A 16,804-nucleotide genomic window follows, 5' to 3' on the forward strand; every position below is an offset into this window, starting at 1 on the left:
TCTTAAAGTGAAGCTTCTCTGTTAGCTTTGGTCATACAGGGTGGTTTTAGTTGTAGCTAACGTGAAAGCGCTTTGTGAAGGTGGGTTATTTGGAAATTGGTTGCTCAACTTCTGTACTTTCGAAGATTGATGTTTGCCGCTGAAAATTAGCACTTCAACTCCACTTTTACAAAGCGGTATGTTAGCCGCATCCTTGCTGCTATTTCGTCTGACAATCCAAAAATGAAGCTGTTTATGATGATGCCATTGCTTCAAATCACATTATATTTATAACTATTGGGCTAATTATTTTGTCTGTTATGAGTGATATCTTTCTTATTAAAACATTGATTGTAAGCCTGTTGTCATTTAGTTTCGTAGGTTACGCTCAATCGGCAACCACTCAATCAGCCGCTAAATTTTTAAAAGAAAGAGACGAACGAGTGTTTCGTGATAACAACAACAACTATGGGGTAACCTATGCTGATGTTACAGGAACTCCTTTTTGGAAAAACAGTTATTTAAACGCAATCCTGTTTGAAAATGGGGCTCCGATTGAAACAACTCCTGTTAAAATAAATCTGTTTACCAATGAACTCTATTTTTTAAAAGAAAACCAAGAACTTGTTTTGGCCGATAACAATGTCAATAAAGTCGTATTTGTTACACCGAGCGACACAGTCACATTCATTAGATTTGTCCTCAATCTTTTCTTAAATAGGAAGAAAATGGATGGCTTTGTACAAGTACTCAATACTGGTGAATATCAACTTTTAAAATACATCCAAAAAGAGCTTTTAACCAGTGATTCTGCTTTATCAGCCAAGCGCTATTATTTCAAAGAAACCAATTACTATTTTATAAGAAAAGGGCAAAAGGTTGAACAAATCAAAAAGATGGACAAAGAAAACGTACTTGTTCATGTACCTCTTTCAGGTAAATTGAAAGAATGGATTGATGCAAACCATTTAAATTTTGAAAAAGAAAAAGACATCATTTTATTTTTAAGCTATTATAACTCAAGTGCAGTCCCAAGGAATTAACGTTTTGCTGTGAGCTGTCAAAATGCAGTTATAAAGCTTATATCGTATGGTGCAAATGCAAGTGCAAGTGCTGCCACTTTACGGCTAACAGTTGCATTGCCGAAACTTCTTGCTCCAAAATAGCCTGCCTTCCAATAGCAAACAGCGCATGAATACAGCGCTTAATAATTCACCACCTGTTCCACCATGGCTTCCGGCAGTTCCCGCCACTCGTACTGCTGGTTGCGCAACTGCGGTTCGAAGCCCGCTTCGCGGATGGCCTGCTGGATGGTCCTGGAGGTAAAGCGGTGTGGCGCCCCGGCGGCACTCACCACGTTTTCTTCGATCATGATCGAGCCAAAATCGTTGGCGCCGGCATGCAGGCAGAGTTGGGCCGTTTGCTTTCCCACCGTGAGCCACGAAGCCTGGATGTTGTTGATGTTGGGCAGCATGATGCGACTGATGGCGATCATGCGGAGGTATTCTTCCGGCGTGGTCAGGTTGTGCACACCGCGGATCTTGGTCAGCAACGTATCCACGTCCTGGAAGGTCCAGGGGATAAAGGCCAGGAATCCCTTGGCGCCTTCGGGCTTTTTTGCCTGCACGTCGCGGATCTTCACCAGGTGCTCAAAACGTTCCCGCACCGTTTCCACGTGGCCAAACATCATGGTAGCCGATGTGGTAATTCCGAGCTTGTGCGCTTCGTGCATGATGGCCAGCCATTCGTCGGCACCGCATTTCCCTTTCGAGATCAGGCGGCGCACCCTGTCCACCAAAATTTCGGCGCCGGCACCGGGCAGGGAGTCCATACCGGCTTCTTTCAATGCCGTCAGTACCTCGCGGTGGGTCTTTTTTTCCAGCTTGGTAATGTGTGCCACTTCGGGTGGCCCCAGCGCATGCAGCTTGATGGTCGGATATTCCTGCTTGATCTGGCGGAAGGTGGTGGTGTAAAAATCCAGTCCCAGCTCCGGGTGATGACCGCCCTGCAGCAGCAACTGGTCGCCGCCGTAGCGGATGGTTTCCTCGATCTTTTTTCGGTAGGTGGGCATGTCGGTGATATAGGCCTCAGCATGTCCCGGTATGCGGTAGAAATTGCAAAACTTGCAGTTGGCGATGCACACGTTGGTGGTGTTCACGTTGCGGTCGATCTGCCAGGTAACCTTGCCGTGCGGCACTTTTTCGCGGCGCAGGGTATCGGCTACAGACATGAGTTCCGTGAGCGGCGACTCTTCAAAAAGCGTCATTCCTTCTTCAATGCTTAAAAATTCGGAACGGAGCGCTTTGTCGTAGAGAGAAGAAAGGTTCATAGTGCAGCAAAGGTAAAGCAGGAACTGCAGGATAATGGAGGAGTGGTTTTTTGTTGTGACAAGCTTGTCCTATTTTTAAAACGGATAATCATTCGACTGTAAAGATCATCTTAGCTGTAGCCACTGACTGTGAAGTTTATTTTTGCCTGCATATCAACCCTCCTTTTTTTGCAGAGTACCGCTGCGCAGGAAGAGTTTGTGGTGCCCTCCCGCTTTATCACCAAATTTCCTTTTGTGCAACTGACCGGCGGCATCATCCTGCTGCAGGGACGTTTTGACAAATTCAAAGACACGCTCAACTTTATCCTCGACACGGGCAGCGGCGGCATTTCGCTCGACTCTACTACTGCCGATTATTTCGGCGTGAAACCGGAGCCCTCCAGCCGCACCATCCGTGGCATTGCGGGTGTGCGGAATGTGAGCTTCCTGAACAACAAGAAGCTGCACCTGCCGGGACTCACGATCGACAGCCTCAATTTCCACGTCAGCAATTACGATATCCTGACAGCCGTTTACGGCGAACGCATCGACGGCATTATTGGCTATTCGGTTTTCAGCCGTTACATCGTCCGGATCAATTACGACAGCACGCAGGTCGAATTCTGGACGAAAGGAACGTTCAAGTATCCCCGTGGCGGGCACCTGTTGCGGCCGGCCATCACGGCGCTGCCGGTGCAGGTAGCCCGGCTCAAAGACAACAGGGCTGTCGAAACGCGGTTCCTCATCGACATGGGAGCGGGGCTGAATGTGCTGTTCAGCCGCGACTTCATCAAGGACAGCAACGTGCTGCGGGCCAACCGCAAGCTGTACACCAAAGAAGCCGAGGGCCTTGGCGGCAAGGTCGACATGCAGGTCACCGTACTGAAAGAATTCCGGATCGGTCCGTACAAGTTCCGGAACATGCCGGTCAATGTTTTTGACGACGAGTTCAATGTCACCTCGTATCCGCACCTGGGCGGACTGATTGGCAACGACCTGTTGCGGCGGTTCAACGTGGTGATCAATTACGAACAGAAAGAGTTTCACCTTCTGCCCAACTCGCATTTTTACGATCCCTTCGATTATGCCTACAGCGGCATTGAGCTGTACCTGATCAACGGCCGGATCATTATCGGTGATGTGGCCAAAGATTCGCCGGCTGAAAGCGCCGGTGTGCGGGAAGGCGACGTAGTGGTGGCCATCAACAAAAATTTTATCCAGAATATTTCGCTTTACAAAGCCACCCTGCAAAGCGCCAACGAAGGGGTGAACCTCATTCTCCTGCGCGACGGCCAGTTGCAGGAATTCAAGTTCAAGGTCAAGAACATCCTGAAAAACCAGTAGGGCCATCCTCAATTCGTCGCCTACATAAATAGCCCAATATCCAATATCTACTGTCCAATATCCGGCCAGTAAACCGAAAGTTCTGCCAGGCCTGGCGCTGTCAAGTTTAACCGGTTCTTTTGCGGCTTTTCAGATATTTTTACAGGCCGGTGCAGGCGCACCGGATTAAATCAAAGGAGTATTAGCTGTGGTCAATTTTGAACGATTTACGTTAGCGAACGGTTTGCGGGTACTGGTGCACCAGGATACATCCACGCCCATGGCAGTGGTGAATGTGCTGTACGATGTCGGTGCCAAAGATGAAAACCCGGCCCGTACCGGTTTTGCCCATCTTTTCGAGCACCTGATGTTTGGCGGCTCCGTCAACATCCCGGTCTACGACGAGCCGCTGCAGATGGCCGGCGGCGAGAACAATGCCTACACCACCAACGATCTGACCAACTATTATATCCAGCTTCCGGCCGAGAACCTCGAAACGGCGTTCTGGCTCGAGAGCGACCGGATGCTTTCGCTGGCCTTTAGCGAAAACAGCCTGGAAGTGCAGCGCAAAGTGGTGTGCGAAGAATTCAAAGAGCACTACCTCAACAAGCCATACGGCGATGTGTGGCTGAAGCTGCGCGAACTGGCCTACGATGTGCATCCTTACCGCTGGATGACCATCGGCAAGGAACTTTCACATATCGAGAACGCCAGCCTGCAGGATGTAAAAGACTTTTTCTTTAAGCACTACCGCCCTGTCAATGCCATCCTGGTGGTGGCCGGCAACGTCACAACCGAAAAAGTCAAAGAACTGGCGGAGAAATGGTTTGCACCGATTGAAAGCGGTACGCCGTACAGCCGCCAGTTGCCGGCCGAGCCTTTGCAAAAAGGGGCAAAACGACTGGAAGTGCATGCTGCCGTACCGCTGGATGCGTTTTATAAAACCTGGCACATGTATCCCCGCATGGACCAACGCTATTACGTGTCGGACCTGATCACGGAGATCCTGAGCGGTGGCGGTTCGTCCCGCCTGTTCCAGTCGCTGGTGAAGGAGAAGAAACTGTTCAGCAATATCGAGTGCTACCATTTCGGCACGGTGGATGCCGGCCTGCTGACCATCGAAGGCAAACTGGTGAAGGGTGTGAAGATGGAAGACGCTGAAAAAGCCGTGGAAGAAGAACTCGAAAAGATCAAAACCGAAAAAATTTCTGAGGCCGAACTGCAAAAGGTGAAGAATAAAACCGAAAGCCAGATCGCTTTTGAAGACATGAGCGTGATGAACCGTGCCAACAGCCTTGCCTTTTACGAACTGCTGGGAGACGCGGCACTGATGAACGAAGAGCTGAACCGGTATGGCCGGGTAACCACCGATGACATCCGGAACGTGAGCCGCGAGATCTTCCGCGATGAGAACAGCAGCACCTTGTATTACCACGCCCAGGCGTAAAACGGGCAGGAGGCTTTTGTACCCGGGAAGTTGTAAATTGTGTCAGCAGCTATCCGGCCTTCTTTACACGGAACAAAAAGGGCCGGCATCAGAACGATTGCTTTCGGCAGGCCGTTTTACCAAAAAGCGCACTTGCTTTTTGGTGTCCTGCTGCGGGTCTCGCTCTTCCTTCAAAAGACTCTGAACTATGTTTTACAAAGACGACGATGAAGACTTTACCAGCCACCTGTCCAATGTTTACGATACGGACGACGACATCAAGGCGGCTGCGCTTTTTTTTCATCTCAACGAAACAGCGCCCAACAAAAAACAGTACTACCGCATCGACTACCAGGCACTGAGCCGCGAACTGGCCACCCTTTTTCCGCACCGCTGGCGCGACGACTACAGCGAACAGGAGTTCATCAAGCGGGAAAGCCGTTACAAACAAAAAAATCGGATCTGGTTTTTGCAAAAAGACGTCTGGATTCGCTACCGCAACGATTACGAAAGCATGACGGCCACCCTGTACTACCTGGCCTCGGCCGATGCGGAAACCCTGCAGAAAGCCGAAAACCTGCTGCAACAACTCGTAAAGGAAAAAGACGATGACCACAAGGGGAATTTCAGTTTCATTACCACCATCCACGGCCATTTTCATTTAAAAGAATTCAAGCACATCGGCAACAAGGTGGACATTGAAGACCATTACAACGACGACTTCTATCCCTTCAGTGGACGGGTGATCGAAAAACTGCAAAAGCCCAAAAGCCACGGGCTGGTGCTGCTGCACGGAAAACCGGGTACGGGAAAAACAACGTATATCCGCTACCTCGCCAGCCAGTTGACCAAGCGCATGATCTATTTTCCGCCTTACATGGCGTCGCATATTTCTTCGCCGGAGCTGATCAATTTTTTAATGGACCAGGAAGAAAGCATCCTGGTACTGGAAGACGCCGATAATGTGATTTGCAAACGGGTGGGATCGGAGAACAGCGCCATTTCCAACCTGCTGAACCTTTCGGACGGTTTGTTGGGCCAATGCCTCCATATTCCCGTTATTTGCACCTTCAACATCCAGCAGACTGAGTTGGACGCGGCGCTGCTGCGCAAAGGAAGGCTGCTGGGGATGTACGAATTCAGGTCGCTGCAACCGGCTGTCGCCAACCGGCTGGCGCAAAAATTACAACTGGACGATACGTTCAGCCACCCGGCAACCCTGGCCGAAATTTATAACATTGGAGAAGAGGCCTACCAGCCTCAGAAACACGAAATAGGATTTAAACGATGACACAAACACTCAATCGCACACAACCGCCGCATATAAAAAATGCTGTCGAACTGGAATTGAAGCTGAAGCCCTATGAAAAAGCAACCCTCAACAACGGCGCCGATGTTTATGCCGTCAATGCCGGAGCCGAAGACGTGCTGCTGGTAGAGTGGGTGTATTACGCCGGCAACTGGTACGAAGACAAAAACCTGGTTGCGGCTACCACCAATTTTATGTTGAAGAACGGTACGTCCACCAAATCCGCCTTTCAACTGAACGAGCATTTTGAATACTATGGTTCTTATCTCAACCGCAGTTGTTTTAATGAAACGGCAACGATCACACTGCACTGCCTGAGCAAACACCTGGAAGCCCTGCTGCCGGTGGTCAGGGAAATGATCGTCGACTCGGTTTTCCCGGAAGAAGAACTTGGCATCTACAAGCAAAACATGCAGCAGCGCCTCCGGGTGAACCTCCGCAAGTCGGATTTCGTGGCCGGCCGCCTGATCGACGCCTATCTCTACGGGCAGGAACATCCCTACGGCCGTTACACCAGCTTTGAAGATTTTGATGCCCTGAACCGCGACGAGATCGTGAATTTTTACAGCGATTTTTACCAGAAAGGAAAATTTTTGGTTTTTGCTGCCGGCAAACTGCCGTCGAATTTGATGGCTTTGCTCAACCAGTATTTTGGCGACCTGCCCCTATCGCCCATCCAGGTTGCTGCGCTTCCCACAAAACCGGCAGCGGAAAAAAAATACCGTGTTGCCAACGACGAGCAGGGCGTGCAGGGCTCCATCCGCATCGGTGCGTCGTTTCCCAACCGCCATCATCCCGACTTTGTCAAGGCCCAGGTGCTCAACAATGTTTTCGGCGGCTTTTTCGGTTCCCGCCTGATGAGCAATATCCGCGAGGAAAAAGGGTATACCTACGGTATTTACAGTTACCTGGAAAATCATATCCAGGAGAGCGCCTGGATCATCAGCACCGAAGCCGGGCGGGATGTGTGCGAAGCCACCATTACGGAAGTGTACAAGGAAATGGAAGGCCTGCGCCAGGCGCCGGTTGACGAAGAGGAACTGCTCCTGGTGCGCAACTACATGATGGGTTCTATTCTCGGCGACCTGGATGGACCATTCCAGATCATCAACCGCTGGAAAAATATTATCCTCAACGGGCTGGATGAAGGCTTTTTTGAGCGGCAGCTCGAAACCATCCGGACCGTTTCGGCAGCAGAGCTGCAACTGCTGGCCAATAAATATTTGCAGCCGGAGAACTTTTATGAATTGGTTGTTGTCTGAACCACGATTTGGGGAGATTTGATGGATTTAGGAAAATGAAATGACTCTTTTAGATAAAAAAGGCGTTCTGTGAGGAACGCCTTTTTTATTTCTGACTAAATCTTCTTCAACCACCCAAATCCCGGTTCAGACAAATGTGCTTTCATCGGCGCTGGGACCATAGCTACCGGGAATGGGAATGTCGAGCAGGCGCAGGTACACACCCAACTGTGCCCGGTGGTGGATTTGCTGGCTGAACGACATGCGCAGGATCTCAATCTTCGGGTCCGTGCTGTAAATAGTATCGCCGTTTCGCAAGGTCCAGGGCTTCTCAAGCAGCGATTCGTTTTCCGGTACCAATGCGGACAGGCCTTCTGCATAGCGTTTTTCAAAATAGGCCATCAGGTCCGTGGTCGTATCGATCTGCGGTTGTTCATAGGGTTGGGCAAAATCTATCTGGTCTGTCGTAAAGGTCATGTGTATCCAGCCGGGAAGATCGGCCAGGTGGGTCGCCAGCCGTTTCAGGTCCATGCTTTTTTCATGCGGTTTGTAGTCCCATTTTCCGTCAGGAATGCGGGATAGCATTTTGCGGGTCGTTGTGCCTTCGTCGATAAATTGCTTTTTGAAAAATTCAATGAATGTCATGTCTTGCTGTTTTGTACAACAAAGTAAACAGCCGTTGGTGACAGCCCTATGTCAGCAGGGTTGCGCTGCGTTCAAGTTTTTTTAAAATTTTTTCCGCCAGCGCCGCCACCATTTCTTTCAGCTCCAGCGGTTCGAGAATGACTGCTTCGTCGCCAAACAAAAGAAACCAGCGGGCAAAACCGGTCAGCGAGGCGGACAAAAACGTCATGCGAACTCGGTCGCGATGCGCTTCCTCTTTTACGAAGCCCTGGTAATATTTCTGTTCGCCAAAGTATTTCACAATCTCCCGTTTTACTTCGATCACCACCTTTTGCAGTTCCCGCTTTTCGGTGAGCCTGTTGAGAAAATCCTGCAGCGGCGGGTGGGTCTTCGTCATCTTATCGCCGGTTGGTTCCAGCCGCGAAATCTTGTCGGTGCGGAAATTCCGGTAGTCGTTGCGGAGGTGACAGTAAGCGGCCAGGTACCAGTGGCTACCCTGGTAGTAAATGCCGATCGGTTCCACCTTTCGCTGCAGGTGTTCGTTTTTCCCGATGGACACGTAACTGATCTGCAAAACGGCTGTTGACGCTATGGCCTGCAGGATTTTGGAGAGATGCAGTTCCGCCGGCGGCCTGTAGGCAAATGAGGGGTGGGGCACCACGGCCACATGCTCGTCGATGCCGGCGATGTGGTGCTTTTCGGTTAGCCGCAACACGGCCCGGATCTTATCGAGGGCCGAATGATAGTGGTTGGACGTGGGTGCATCGCTGAGAGACTGCATCAGTTTCGCGGCTGTTAACAGGGCCGAGGCTTCGTCTCCGTTGAACATGATGGGCGGCAACTTGTACCCGTCCATCAACCGGTAACCTGTACCGGCTTCGCCAATCACGGGCACGCCGGCTTCCTCCAGTGCCCGCACGTCGCGATAAACCGTGCGCAGGCTGATGGAAAACCTGGTTGCAAGATCCTGGGCTTTTACCAGCGGCCTGGATTGAAGCTGGATCAGAATGGCGGCCAAACGGTCGATGCGATTCACGGCAATTTTTTGAAGATAACAGCGTGTAAATTACAACTCTGTCCATAGACGGCAAGCAAGGTCCGGAAAGAATGGCGCCGGTAGAAAAAGCAAAAGCCGCTCTGCGCAGAACGGCTTTTATATCCTAAAAATTTCTATGTCTGTTTCAGGTAAACGAAGTGCTGTATCGTGGCGGAAAAAAAAGGCCCGCCCTAAAAAGAGCCGGCCGTTGCTAACCTATGAAAAACACCAAGCTCAAATTTAGGGGAAATTTAATTTGATTACAAGTCGGGGCCATTTCTTTTGTTAGCACGGCCATCGTGGCGTTCCTGCAAGCGTTCGTTGCGGATGTCCTGCACCTTCTCAACAAATTCACGCTCATAGGTAAAGACGTCGTTGCTGCGCTTTTCACCGATAACCGGTTTGACCTGGTCGCGGAAGCGCAGGCGGACTTCAATGACTTTTTGCTGCAAGACAAGCCTGTCGTTTTTGAATTCCTGTTTGGTGGTGCGCAACTGGCGCAGGTAGTCCATGAACAGGGGTTGAAAGCGCTCGGCTTCCGATTTGTTCAGGCCCAGTTTGTTCTGGATGTATTCCACCATTTTTTCCTTGAGGCGGGCGGCTCCCGGTTGCTCCTCCTGTGCGAAGGCTGTTTGCAGGGTGAAGAAAAAAAGAACTGTGTATAAAATTTTTTTCATGGGTTAATCAATTAAGGCCAAATCATCTTCGGCGGTTGGTAATTGCTCCAAAAAGGCGTCGATTTCCTTTTCCGAAACATCGTTCAGCAAAGCTTTGACGGAAGCTTTTTCCGTTGGCTGTGCAGCCGCTTGTTGCTTGTCCGGCACGACCGGAACGGTCCGGATAAATTCATCCAGTTCGTTGGTGCTGGCTTTTTTAATCTCCTGCACAACGCGGGGCTCATTTTTCGCCAGCCAGTTCTGGCTGGTGTCGACCGGTTGCTGGCTGGCTGTTTGATCACCGGCACCGTTGAAGTACTGGTAGCCGCCCAGGAAAACGATCCCGGTAATCACGGCGGCGATAGCCACCCGCATCCAGTTCCGCGAAAAAAGCGGAACCAGTTTTGCTTCAGGCCTTGGCAGTTTGGCCAGTACCTGTTGCGGTACGGTGTCAAAATATCCCTGCGGCACGGCAAAAGGCAGTTCCTTGCCGATGGCGTCCAGAACAGCCGATTTTTTGTCTCCGTCCACAAAGGACAGGACCGACAAATTTTCGTCAAAATAACCTGCGGGAAGACGGTAAGGCATTTCCCTGGAAAGGGAGGCCAGCAGGGGAGAGAGTTCGCGCAGTTCATCGGCAGCCGAAATCTGTTGGCCTTTCAGTTTTGCCAGAACAGATGCTGCCAGCCCGTCAAAATAGCCCTCGGGTACGGAAAAAGGTCCCTGGCTATTGTTCACAGGCAAATCACTGTTCAAACGCCCCAATTCATCCTGTATGTTATCTTGGTCTGTCATTTTCGGGCTTTATGACCTTGCACGGTAGTCAAAGTTTAATGATTCTTGATGAAGTCTTCTATTTTTTTCACGGCGTGGTGATAGCTCGCTTTTAGCGCTCCCTCGCTGGTTTCCAGCACTCGGCTCATTTCTTCATACGGCATTTCGTCGTAGTACCGCAGCGTGAAAACAATGCGTTGTTTTTCCGGCAATTGCTGAATGGCAAGCTGCAATTTCCACTCCAAACGGTTGGGGTCAAAATGCTTGTCGGCCTTGATCTTATTGCTTAGTCCACTTTCCACATCGCTCAGGCTGACAGCCGCCCGTTTTTTCTGCCCTTCCAAAAAGGTCAGGCTTTCATTCGTTGCAATGCGGTAAAGCCAGGTGTAAAGCTGCGATTCTTCCTTAAAATTCTCCAGCCCGTTCCATACACGGATGAAAACGTTTTGCAAAACGTCGTTTGCATCGTCATGGTCTACCACCATACGCCGGATGTGCCAGTAAAGGCGCTCCTGGTATTTTTTAATGATGGCAGTAAAAGCCGGTTCTTTCGTTTGCGGGTTCCGGAACTGCTGGAGTAATTCTGCGTCTGCTTGGTCGGTTAGTGCCATTGCCAGTGAGTTACAAATCTTATGCTACAGGCGTAAAGATAAACGTTCTTCTGAAAGCGGGCAGATGGGCGGCCGGTAAGGACTTTGGATCCGGGTTTGCTTTTTACTTCTGCCGCAAAAAAAAGAGACGCCTTGATGCGTCTCTTTTATCGAACGGCTTTTTGCTGCTAATTCAATACAACCCCGAGGCTTTTTACCACGGCACCAACGCGGACAGCGTCGTGCACCCGCTGTTTTTCACTGCCTTGTTTGACCAGGGCAGCTTCGTGCGAAGTGACACAAAGTGAACAGCCGTTGACGGCACTGACCACAAGACTGATCAACTCGAACATCTCCTTACCCACTACAGGATTGGCCATAATGCTCATGCGGATGCCAGCCGGCGCCTTTTCGTAGAATTCATCATTCATGAAATGACGAAAGCGGTAGTAGACGTTATTGGCATTCATCAGGCTGGTACAGGCGAGCACTTCGGCGATTTCTGCCACCGTTGCACCCTGCTCCAGTGCCTGCTTTTCGAACGACTGCTGCAACGCTGTGTTCTTTTCATTCACCGCTACTGCAAAGGCAATCAGCAAGGCATCTTTTTTACCAAGGCTTTCTGCGTTGAGTGCCGTGGACAGGTTCAGCTTCAGGTCTTTGAGATACCGGCTGCCAGCTGCTTTCAGGGCTGCCAGGTGTGGTGTGAGCGCTGTCTCGTCAAGCCCTAACTCCTTCAGCAAGGGCGCTGCATCGTCCTGCGCGGTTGTATTTCCGAATAACATAAATCTTTTTCTTTTGGAATGAATTCAAAATGGATTAGGCCGTAAGGGTTGCTTCGCCTTTTTGCCAGTTGCAGGGGCAAAGTTCATCGGTCTGCAGGGCGTCCAGCACACGCAGCACTTCTTTGACGTTGCGGCCTACGTTCAGGTCGTACAACGATACCCAGCGAACGATGCCTTGCGGATCAACGATAAACGTGGCACGGTAGGCGATTTTTTCATCAGCTTGCAGGATGCCCAGTTCTTCGGCCAGGGATTTCGAGGTATCGGCCAGCATAGGGAACTGCAGGTTGCGCAGGTCTTCGTGGTCTTTTCTCCAGGCAAGGTGTACAAACTCGCTGTCGGTAGAAGCGCCAACCAATACCGCGTCGCGGTCGGCAAAATCCTGGTAGTGTTTATTGAACTCAGCAATTTCTGTGGGGCAGACAAAGGTGAAGTCTTTGGGCCACCAGAACTGCACCATCCACTTGCCGGCATTCCTGATCTCTTCATAGGTCAGGTCGTAAAACTCCGTGCCTTTTTCGATGGAGACAACAGCCTTTTTCTTGAAATCCGGGAATTTCGATCCTAATGATAATGTCGTGTTTCTCATGTTGTGTCTTTCTGTTTTTTCGAGGCGCAAATTTCCGTGCTGGACGGTTGCCGGCAAAATGGTAGCGAAAAAATTCAGCACATGGAATGTTAATTGATGAAAGAGAACGGGTTGCCGGTCGATTGCGACCGGTTGCGAACTACCGCGGCTCCGCAACCGAAGTTGGGAATGGAAGTTTTAACCAAATGCTTGGCCGTCCTGTGCCGGGTTATTGGAAGAAAATGCCTAACTATGCACGCTTTTTCGATCTGGGCAAGGCTGTTATTCAAAACTAAACACATGGAAGGCGACAGGAAAAGACGGTTTTTCATCTCCAAACGAGTCGATGGTTTTTTTATCATTTTTTCAAATGTCACGTCTTTTATCGGCCGCTTTTTTAAAGAAATGTTCCGCCGTCCCTTGGAGTGGAACGAATTCATTCACCAGTGCTACGAGATCGGTTACCGGTCGCTTCTCCTTATTACCATGACCGCTTTTATTACCGGCGTGGTATTCACCAAGCAGTCCCGCCCGTCGCTTTCCGAATTCGGTGCGCAGTCGTGGCTGCCCTCCCTGGTGGCCATTGCCGTAATCAAGTCGCTGGCGCCGCTGGTTACAGCGCTCATCTGCGCCGGGAAAGTCGGTTCGGGCATCGGCGCCGAACTGGGATCGATGCGGGTGACAGAGCAGATCGATGCCATGGAAGTATCGGCTACCAACCCGTTCAAATACCTGGTGAATACCCGCATCGGCGCGGCGACGCTGATGCTGCCCATGCTGATGCTGTATGCTGCTTTTGTATCCATGATGGGCTCGTACCTGGATATATCTCTGAACGAGCAAACCAGCTTTACCACCTTTTTGCAAAACGCTTTTTCGAAGATCACCTTCCTGGATTATGCTTCGTCCATCATCCGTTCGCTGGTCTTTGGATTTACCATTGGAACGGTTGGCTGCTACCAGGGATTTAACACCTCCGGCGGAACGCAGGGGGTGGGCCGGGCGGCCAATTCGGCGGTGGTCGTGTCCATGTTTTTTATTTTCATCGAGGAGATGCTGATCCTTCAAATCATCAACTCATTCAGGTAATATGGAGAGGACGAATCAACAACGAGAGGCCGTGGTCAGCATCCGCAACCTGTACAAGGCATTTGGGAGCAACGAGGTGCTGCGCGGTGTGGACCTGGATCTTTTTCACGGCGAAAACCTGGTGGTGCTGGGGCGTTCCGGTACGGGAAAGTCGGTGCTCATCAAGATTATTGCCGGCCTGTTGAAACCGGACAGCGGCACGGTGAATGTACTGGGCAGGGAAGTTCCCGGGCTGAATGCAAAAGAACTCAATGCCCTGCGGCTGGAACTGGGTTTTTCGTTTCAAAACAGTGCCCTGTACGACAGCATGAGCGTGAAGGAAAACCTCCTGTTTCCGCTGCTGCACCACCGCCGGCATTTACCCAAATCGGCCGTGGACCGCTCGGTTGAAACCGTGCTGGATGCGGTAGGACTGCTGCAGGCAAAAAACCAGATGCCGGCGGAATTGTCGGGGGGGCAGAAAAAGCGGATCGGCATTGCCCGTACGCTGATCCTGCAACCCAAGATCATGTTGTACGACGAACCAACGGCCGGTCTCGATCCCATTACCAGCAGCGAGATCAATGAACTGATCAACGAGGTGCAGGAGCGCTACCACACCAGTTCCATCATCATCACCCACGACCTGACTTGTGCCAAGGATACCGGCGACCGGGTGGCCATGCTGCTCGACGGGGTGTTTGCCAAAGAAGGAACATTCGACGATGTATTCCGCTCCGAAGACGAACGGATTCAGAGTTTTTACAATTATAATTTTACAGGATAAATGGAAAAGAAAAACAAGCGGGCTGTCATTGTGGGAGCATTTGTGTTTGCAGCACTGGTCATTTTTGTTTTGGGTGTGATGACCCTGGGCGGGCAGAAAAGCCTGTTCAACAAAGGCGCCACTATTCATACCATCTTTAACGAAGTATCGGGCCTGCAGCCGGGCAACAATGTTTGGTTCGCCGGCGTGAAAGTAGGGACGGTGCAGAACCTCTCCTTCAACAAGGAGGGCAAGGTAGACGTGGAGATGAACATCGGGGAAAAATCGCTTTCCATGATCAGGAAAGATTCGAAAGCGAAAATCGGCGCCGAAAGTTTTATCGGCAACAAGATCATCGTGATTTATGGCGGAAGTGCCGCAGCACCGGTGGTGGAAACCGGCAGCACCCTGCAGTCGGAGCAGTCGTTGAGTACCGAGGAAATGATGGCCACCTTCCAGGAAAACAACAAGAACCTGCTGGCGATTACCGAAAATTTCAAGACTATCAGCGGTCGTCTTTTGAGCGGCCAGGGTTCGGCCGGTAAACTGCTGAACGACGACGGTCTTTACCGCGACCTCCAAGCCTCCATGGCCTCCCTGAAAATAGCGGTTGCCAATGCGCAAAACCTCGTGGCCAACGCCAGCGACTACACAACACGGTTAACGGCCAAGGGCTCGCTGGCGAATGACCTTGTTACCGACACGGTTGTTTTTGCACGACTTCGCAGCACCGTGCGGCAGATCGACGCCCTCTCCCAACGAGCCGACCAGGTCATGGCTAACCTGAACACAGCCAGCAGCAACGTCAATCAAAGCCTGGCCGATCCTTCGTCTCCGGCGGGCCTGCTGCTGAACGACAAACAAACGGCAGCGGAAATCAGGACCACGATCAAAAACCTGCAATCCAGCACCCAAAAGCTCGACGAAAACATGGAGGCCCTGCAGCATAATTTTTTACTTCGTGGGTTCTTTCGCAAAAAGGCCAAAAGCCAGGAAGAGGTTCATTAAGCGTTGAACATTGGAAATCAGTAGAAGGAATTGTTCACTGCGCCCCAGGCAATTTGCAAGGTTCAGGATCGAACAAACAGGCCATAAAAAAAAGCTCCGAACGGAGCTTTTTTTTATGGGATATCTTTTCTTGTTTTGTCGATTGATTTCAGTTTGAGTTAATCCTGCCGCCAACGCCTGCCGTTTGCTTCTTGCCAATTACCTATTACCCTTCTTCCGTTCCATGGCTTTTTCTGCGGCCGACACAATGTGTTGCACACTCAGGCCATATTTTTCGAGCAACTGGTCGGGTGTACCGCTTTCGCCGAATGTATCGTTGGTGCCCACGTATTCGATAGGAACAGGGAAATGACGGGAGGCCACCTGTGCCACCGCATCGCCCATGCCACCCAGCACATTGTGTTCTTCCGCGGTTACGGCGCAGCCGGTCTTGCGAAGTGATGCGAGGATGGCTTCTTCATCGAGCGGCTTAATCGTATGCAGGTTGATCACTTCCACGCTTAACCCTCTTTCTTCCAGCTGCACGCCGGCCTGGATGGCCAGCCACACGAGGTGGCCGCAGGCAAAAATGGAAACATCAGTTCCTTCGGAAAACTTCTGTGCCTTGCCGATCTGGAAAGGTTCGCCGGCGTTTGTAAAAATGGGCCAGCTCGGACGGCCAAAGCGCAGGTAAACCGGGCCCTCGTAATCGGCAATCGCCAGCGTGGCTGCTTTCGTCTGGTTATAGTCGCACGGAACTACCACCGTCATGCCCGGCAGCATTTTCATCAGGCCAATGTCTTCGAGGATCTGGTGCGTGGCACCGTCTTCGCCCAGCGTCACGCCGGCATGCGAAGCGCAGATCTTGACATTTTTGCCGCTGTAGGCAATGCTTTGACGGATCTGGTCGTAGACACGGCCGGTAGAAAAGTTGGCAAAAGTGGTGGTGAAGGGAATCTTTCCGCCGATGGTCATACCGGCAGCGATGCCCATCATGTTGGCTTCGGCAATGCCCACCTGTACAAAGCGTTCGGGGCACTCTTTCATAAAGCCCTGCAGCTTCAGCGAACCTGCAAGGTCGGCGGTGAGGGCAACCACGTTAGGGTTCTTTCTTCCCAGCTCCGTCATAGCATCTCCAAAGCCACTGCGGGTATCTTTTTTACCAGTCGGTTGAATGTCTTTCAGCATGGCAGCGAAGATAAGGAAAGCCCCCGACCCCCCAAGGGGGACTGAACACAAAGCCTTGCTTCGGCACAAGGCTTTGTGTTCAGTCCTGTTCTGAAGGCTGAAGGGTGCGACGCAAGAGAGATTCAATCCCTGGTAACAAAAAACGAAAAAGCCTCCATCAAAATGGTTGATGAAGG

General features: G+C 51.0%; 18 protein-coding genes. 9 read left to right on the top strand and 9 right to left on the bottom strand.

What is annotated here, in order from left to right; genetic code table 11:
• The first annotated feature begins 299 nt into the window (after positions 1–299).
• Complete coding sequence (locus D6024_RS04665; RefSeq protein ID WP_162944536.1) at positions 300–1,022, top strand: hypothetical protein; 723 nt, start codon at positions 300–302, stop codon at positions 1,020–1,022.
• Positions 1,023–1,183: 161 nt separating this feature from the next.
• On the opposite strand, the gene mqnC is transcribed toward D6024_RS04665, so the two are convergent.
• The gene (mqnC, locus tag D6024_RS04670; protein WP_121353364.1) at positions 1,184–2,308 is read right to left on the bottom strand and encodes a cyclic dehypoxanthinyl futalosine synthase; all 1,125 of its coding nucleotides are present in this window, start codon (positions 2,306–2,308) and stop codon (positions 1,184–1,186) included.
• 168 nt (positions 2,309–2,476) lie between these two features.
• Between mqnC and D6024_RS04675 the strand changes: the two genes are divergently transcribed.
• The 4 genes from D6024_RS04675 to D6024_RS04690 all read left to right on the top strand — a co-directional run bounded on the left by D6024_RS04675 (position 2,477) and on the right by D6024_RS04690 (position 7,607).
• A complete protein-coding gene (locus D6024_RS04675; RefSeq protein ID WP_240409934.1) occupies positions 2,477–3,631 on the top strand; it encodes an aspartyl protease family protein in 1,155 nt (384 codons plus the stop codon).
• A 187-nt stretch (positions 3,632–3,818) separates the two neighbouring features.
• Positions 3,819–5,057, top strand: a complete 1,239-nt coding sequence (locus D6024_RS04680) for a M16 family metallopeptidase (protein ID WP_121353366.1) — start codon at positions 3,819–3,821, stop codon at positions 5,055–5,057.
• A 187-nt stretch (positions 5,058–5,244) separates the two neighbouring features.
• Positions 5,245–6,327 carry an AAA family ATPase gene (locus D6024_RS04685; RefSeq protein WP_121353367.1) on the top strand — a complete coding sequence of 361 codons (1,083 nt, stop codon included), beginning with the start codon at positions 5,245–5,247 and terminating at the stop codon, positions 6,325–6,327.
• Complete coding sequence (locus D6024_RS04690) at positions 6,324–7,607, top strand: M16 family metallopeptidase (RefSeq protein WP_121353368.1); 1,284 nt, start codon at positions 6,324–6,326, stop codon at positions 7,605–7,607. Before D6024_RS04685 ends, D6024_RS04690 begins: the two co-directional genes overlap by 4 nt.
• A gap of 126 nt (positions 7,608–7,733) precedes the next feature.
• On the opposite strand, the gene D6024_RS04695 is transcribed toward D6024_RS04690, so the two are convergent.
• From D6024_RS04695 to D6024_RS04725, 7 genes are all read right to left on the bottom strand, one after another.
• Positions 7,734–8,231 (bottom strand): DinB family protein, encoded by a 498-nt coding sequence (locus D6024_RS04695; RefSeq protein ID WP_121353369.1) that lies wholly within the window; start codon positions 8,229–8,231, stop codon positions 7,734–7,736.
• A gap of 46 nt (positions 8,232–8,277) precedes the next feature.
• The gene (locus tag D6024_RS04700; protein ID WP_121353370.1) at positions 8,278–9,246 is read right to left on the bottom strand and encodes a helix-turn-helix transcriptional regulator; all 969 of its coding nucleotides are present in this window, start codon (positions 9,244–9,246) and stop codon (positions 8,278–8,280) included.
• Between the two features lie 260 nt (positions 9,247–9,506).
• Positions 9,507–9,923 carry a hypothetical protein gene (locus D6024_RS04705; RefSeq protein WP_121353371.1) on the bottom strand — a complete coding sequence of 139 codons (417 nt, stop codon included), beginning with the start codon at positions 9,921–9,923 and terminating at the stop codon, positions 9,507–9,509.
• A 3-nt stretch (positions 9,924–9,926) separates the two neighbouring features.
• Positions 9,927–10,697, bottom strand: a complete 771-nt coding sequence (locus tag D6024_RS04710; protein WP_121353372.1) for a hypothetical protein — start codon at positions 10,695–10,697, stop codon at positions 9,927–9,929.
• A gap of 35 nt (positions 10,698–10,732) precedes the next feature.
• Positions 10,733–11,287, bottom strand: a complete 555-nt coding sequence (locus D6024_RS04715; protein WP_121353373.1) for an RNA polymerase sigma factor — start codon at positions 11,285–11,287, stop codon at positions 10,733–10,735.
• 167 nt (positions 11,288–11,454) lie between these two features.
• A complete protein-coding gene (locus tag D6024_RS04720) occupies positions 11,455–12,051 on the bottom strand; it encodes a carboxymuconolactone decarboxylase family protein (protein ID WP_121353374.1) in 597 nt (198 codons plus the stop codon).
• Positions 12,052–12,085: 34 nt separating this feature from the next.
• Entirely contained in the window at positions 12,086–12,640 is a 555-nt protein-coding gene (locus tag D6024_RS04725; protein ID WP_121353503.1) for a peroxiredoxin, read from the bottom strand.
• An 86-nt stretch (positions 12,641–12,726) separates the two neighbouring features.
• On the opposite strand from D6024_RS04725, the gene D6024_RS04730 reads away from it, so the two are divergent.
• From D6024_RS04730 to D6024_RS04745, 4 genes are read left to right on the top strand one after another with little or no spacing between them, the layout of a single operon-like run.
• Entirely contained in the window at positions 12,727–12,915 is a 189-nt protein-coding gene (locus D6024_RS04730; RefSeq protein WP_121353375.1) for a hypothetical protein, read from the top strand.
• A gap of 4 nt (positions 12,916–12,919) precedes the next feature.
• Positions 12,920–13,708 (top strand): MlaE family ABC transporter permease, encoded by a 789-nt coding sequence (locus D6024_RS04735; RefSeq protein ID WP_121353376.1) that lies wholly within the window; start codon positions 12,920–12,922, stop codon positions 13,706–13,708.
• A 1-nt stretch (position 13,709) separates the two neighbouring features.
• The gene (locus D6024_RS04740; RefSeq protein WP_121353377.1) at positions 13,710–14,474 is read left to right on the top strand and encodes an ABC transporter ATP-binding protein; all 765 of its coding nucleotides are present in this window, start codon (positions 13,710–13,712) and stop codon (positions 14,472–14,474) included.
• Positions 14,475–15,461 (top strand): MlaD family protein, encoded by a 987-nt coding sequence (locus D6024_RS04745; protein WP_121353378.1) that lies wholly within the window; start codon positions 14,475–14,477, stop codon positions 15,459–15,461.
• 198 nt (positions 15,462–15,659) lie between these two features.
• Here D6024_RS04745 and D6024_RS04750 read toward each other — a convergent pair whose 3' ends face one another.
• Positions 15,660–16,628 carry a transketolase family protein gene (locus D6024_RS04750; RefSeq protein WP_121353379.1) on the bottom strand — a complete coding sequence of 323 codons (969 nt, stop codon included), beginning with the start codon at positions 16,626–16,628 and terminating at the stop codon, positions 15,660–15,662.
• Between the last annotated feature and the right edge of the window lie 176 nt (positions 16,629–16,804).

It is taken from the genome of Flavisolibacter nicotianae (assembly GCF_003628535.1).
Classification (GTDB): Bacteria; Bacteroidota; Bacteroidia; order Chitinophagales; family Chitinophagaceae; genus Flavisolibacter; species Flavisolibacter nicotianae.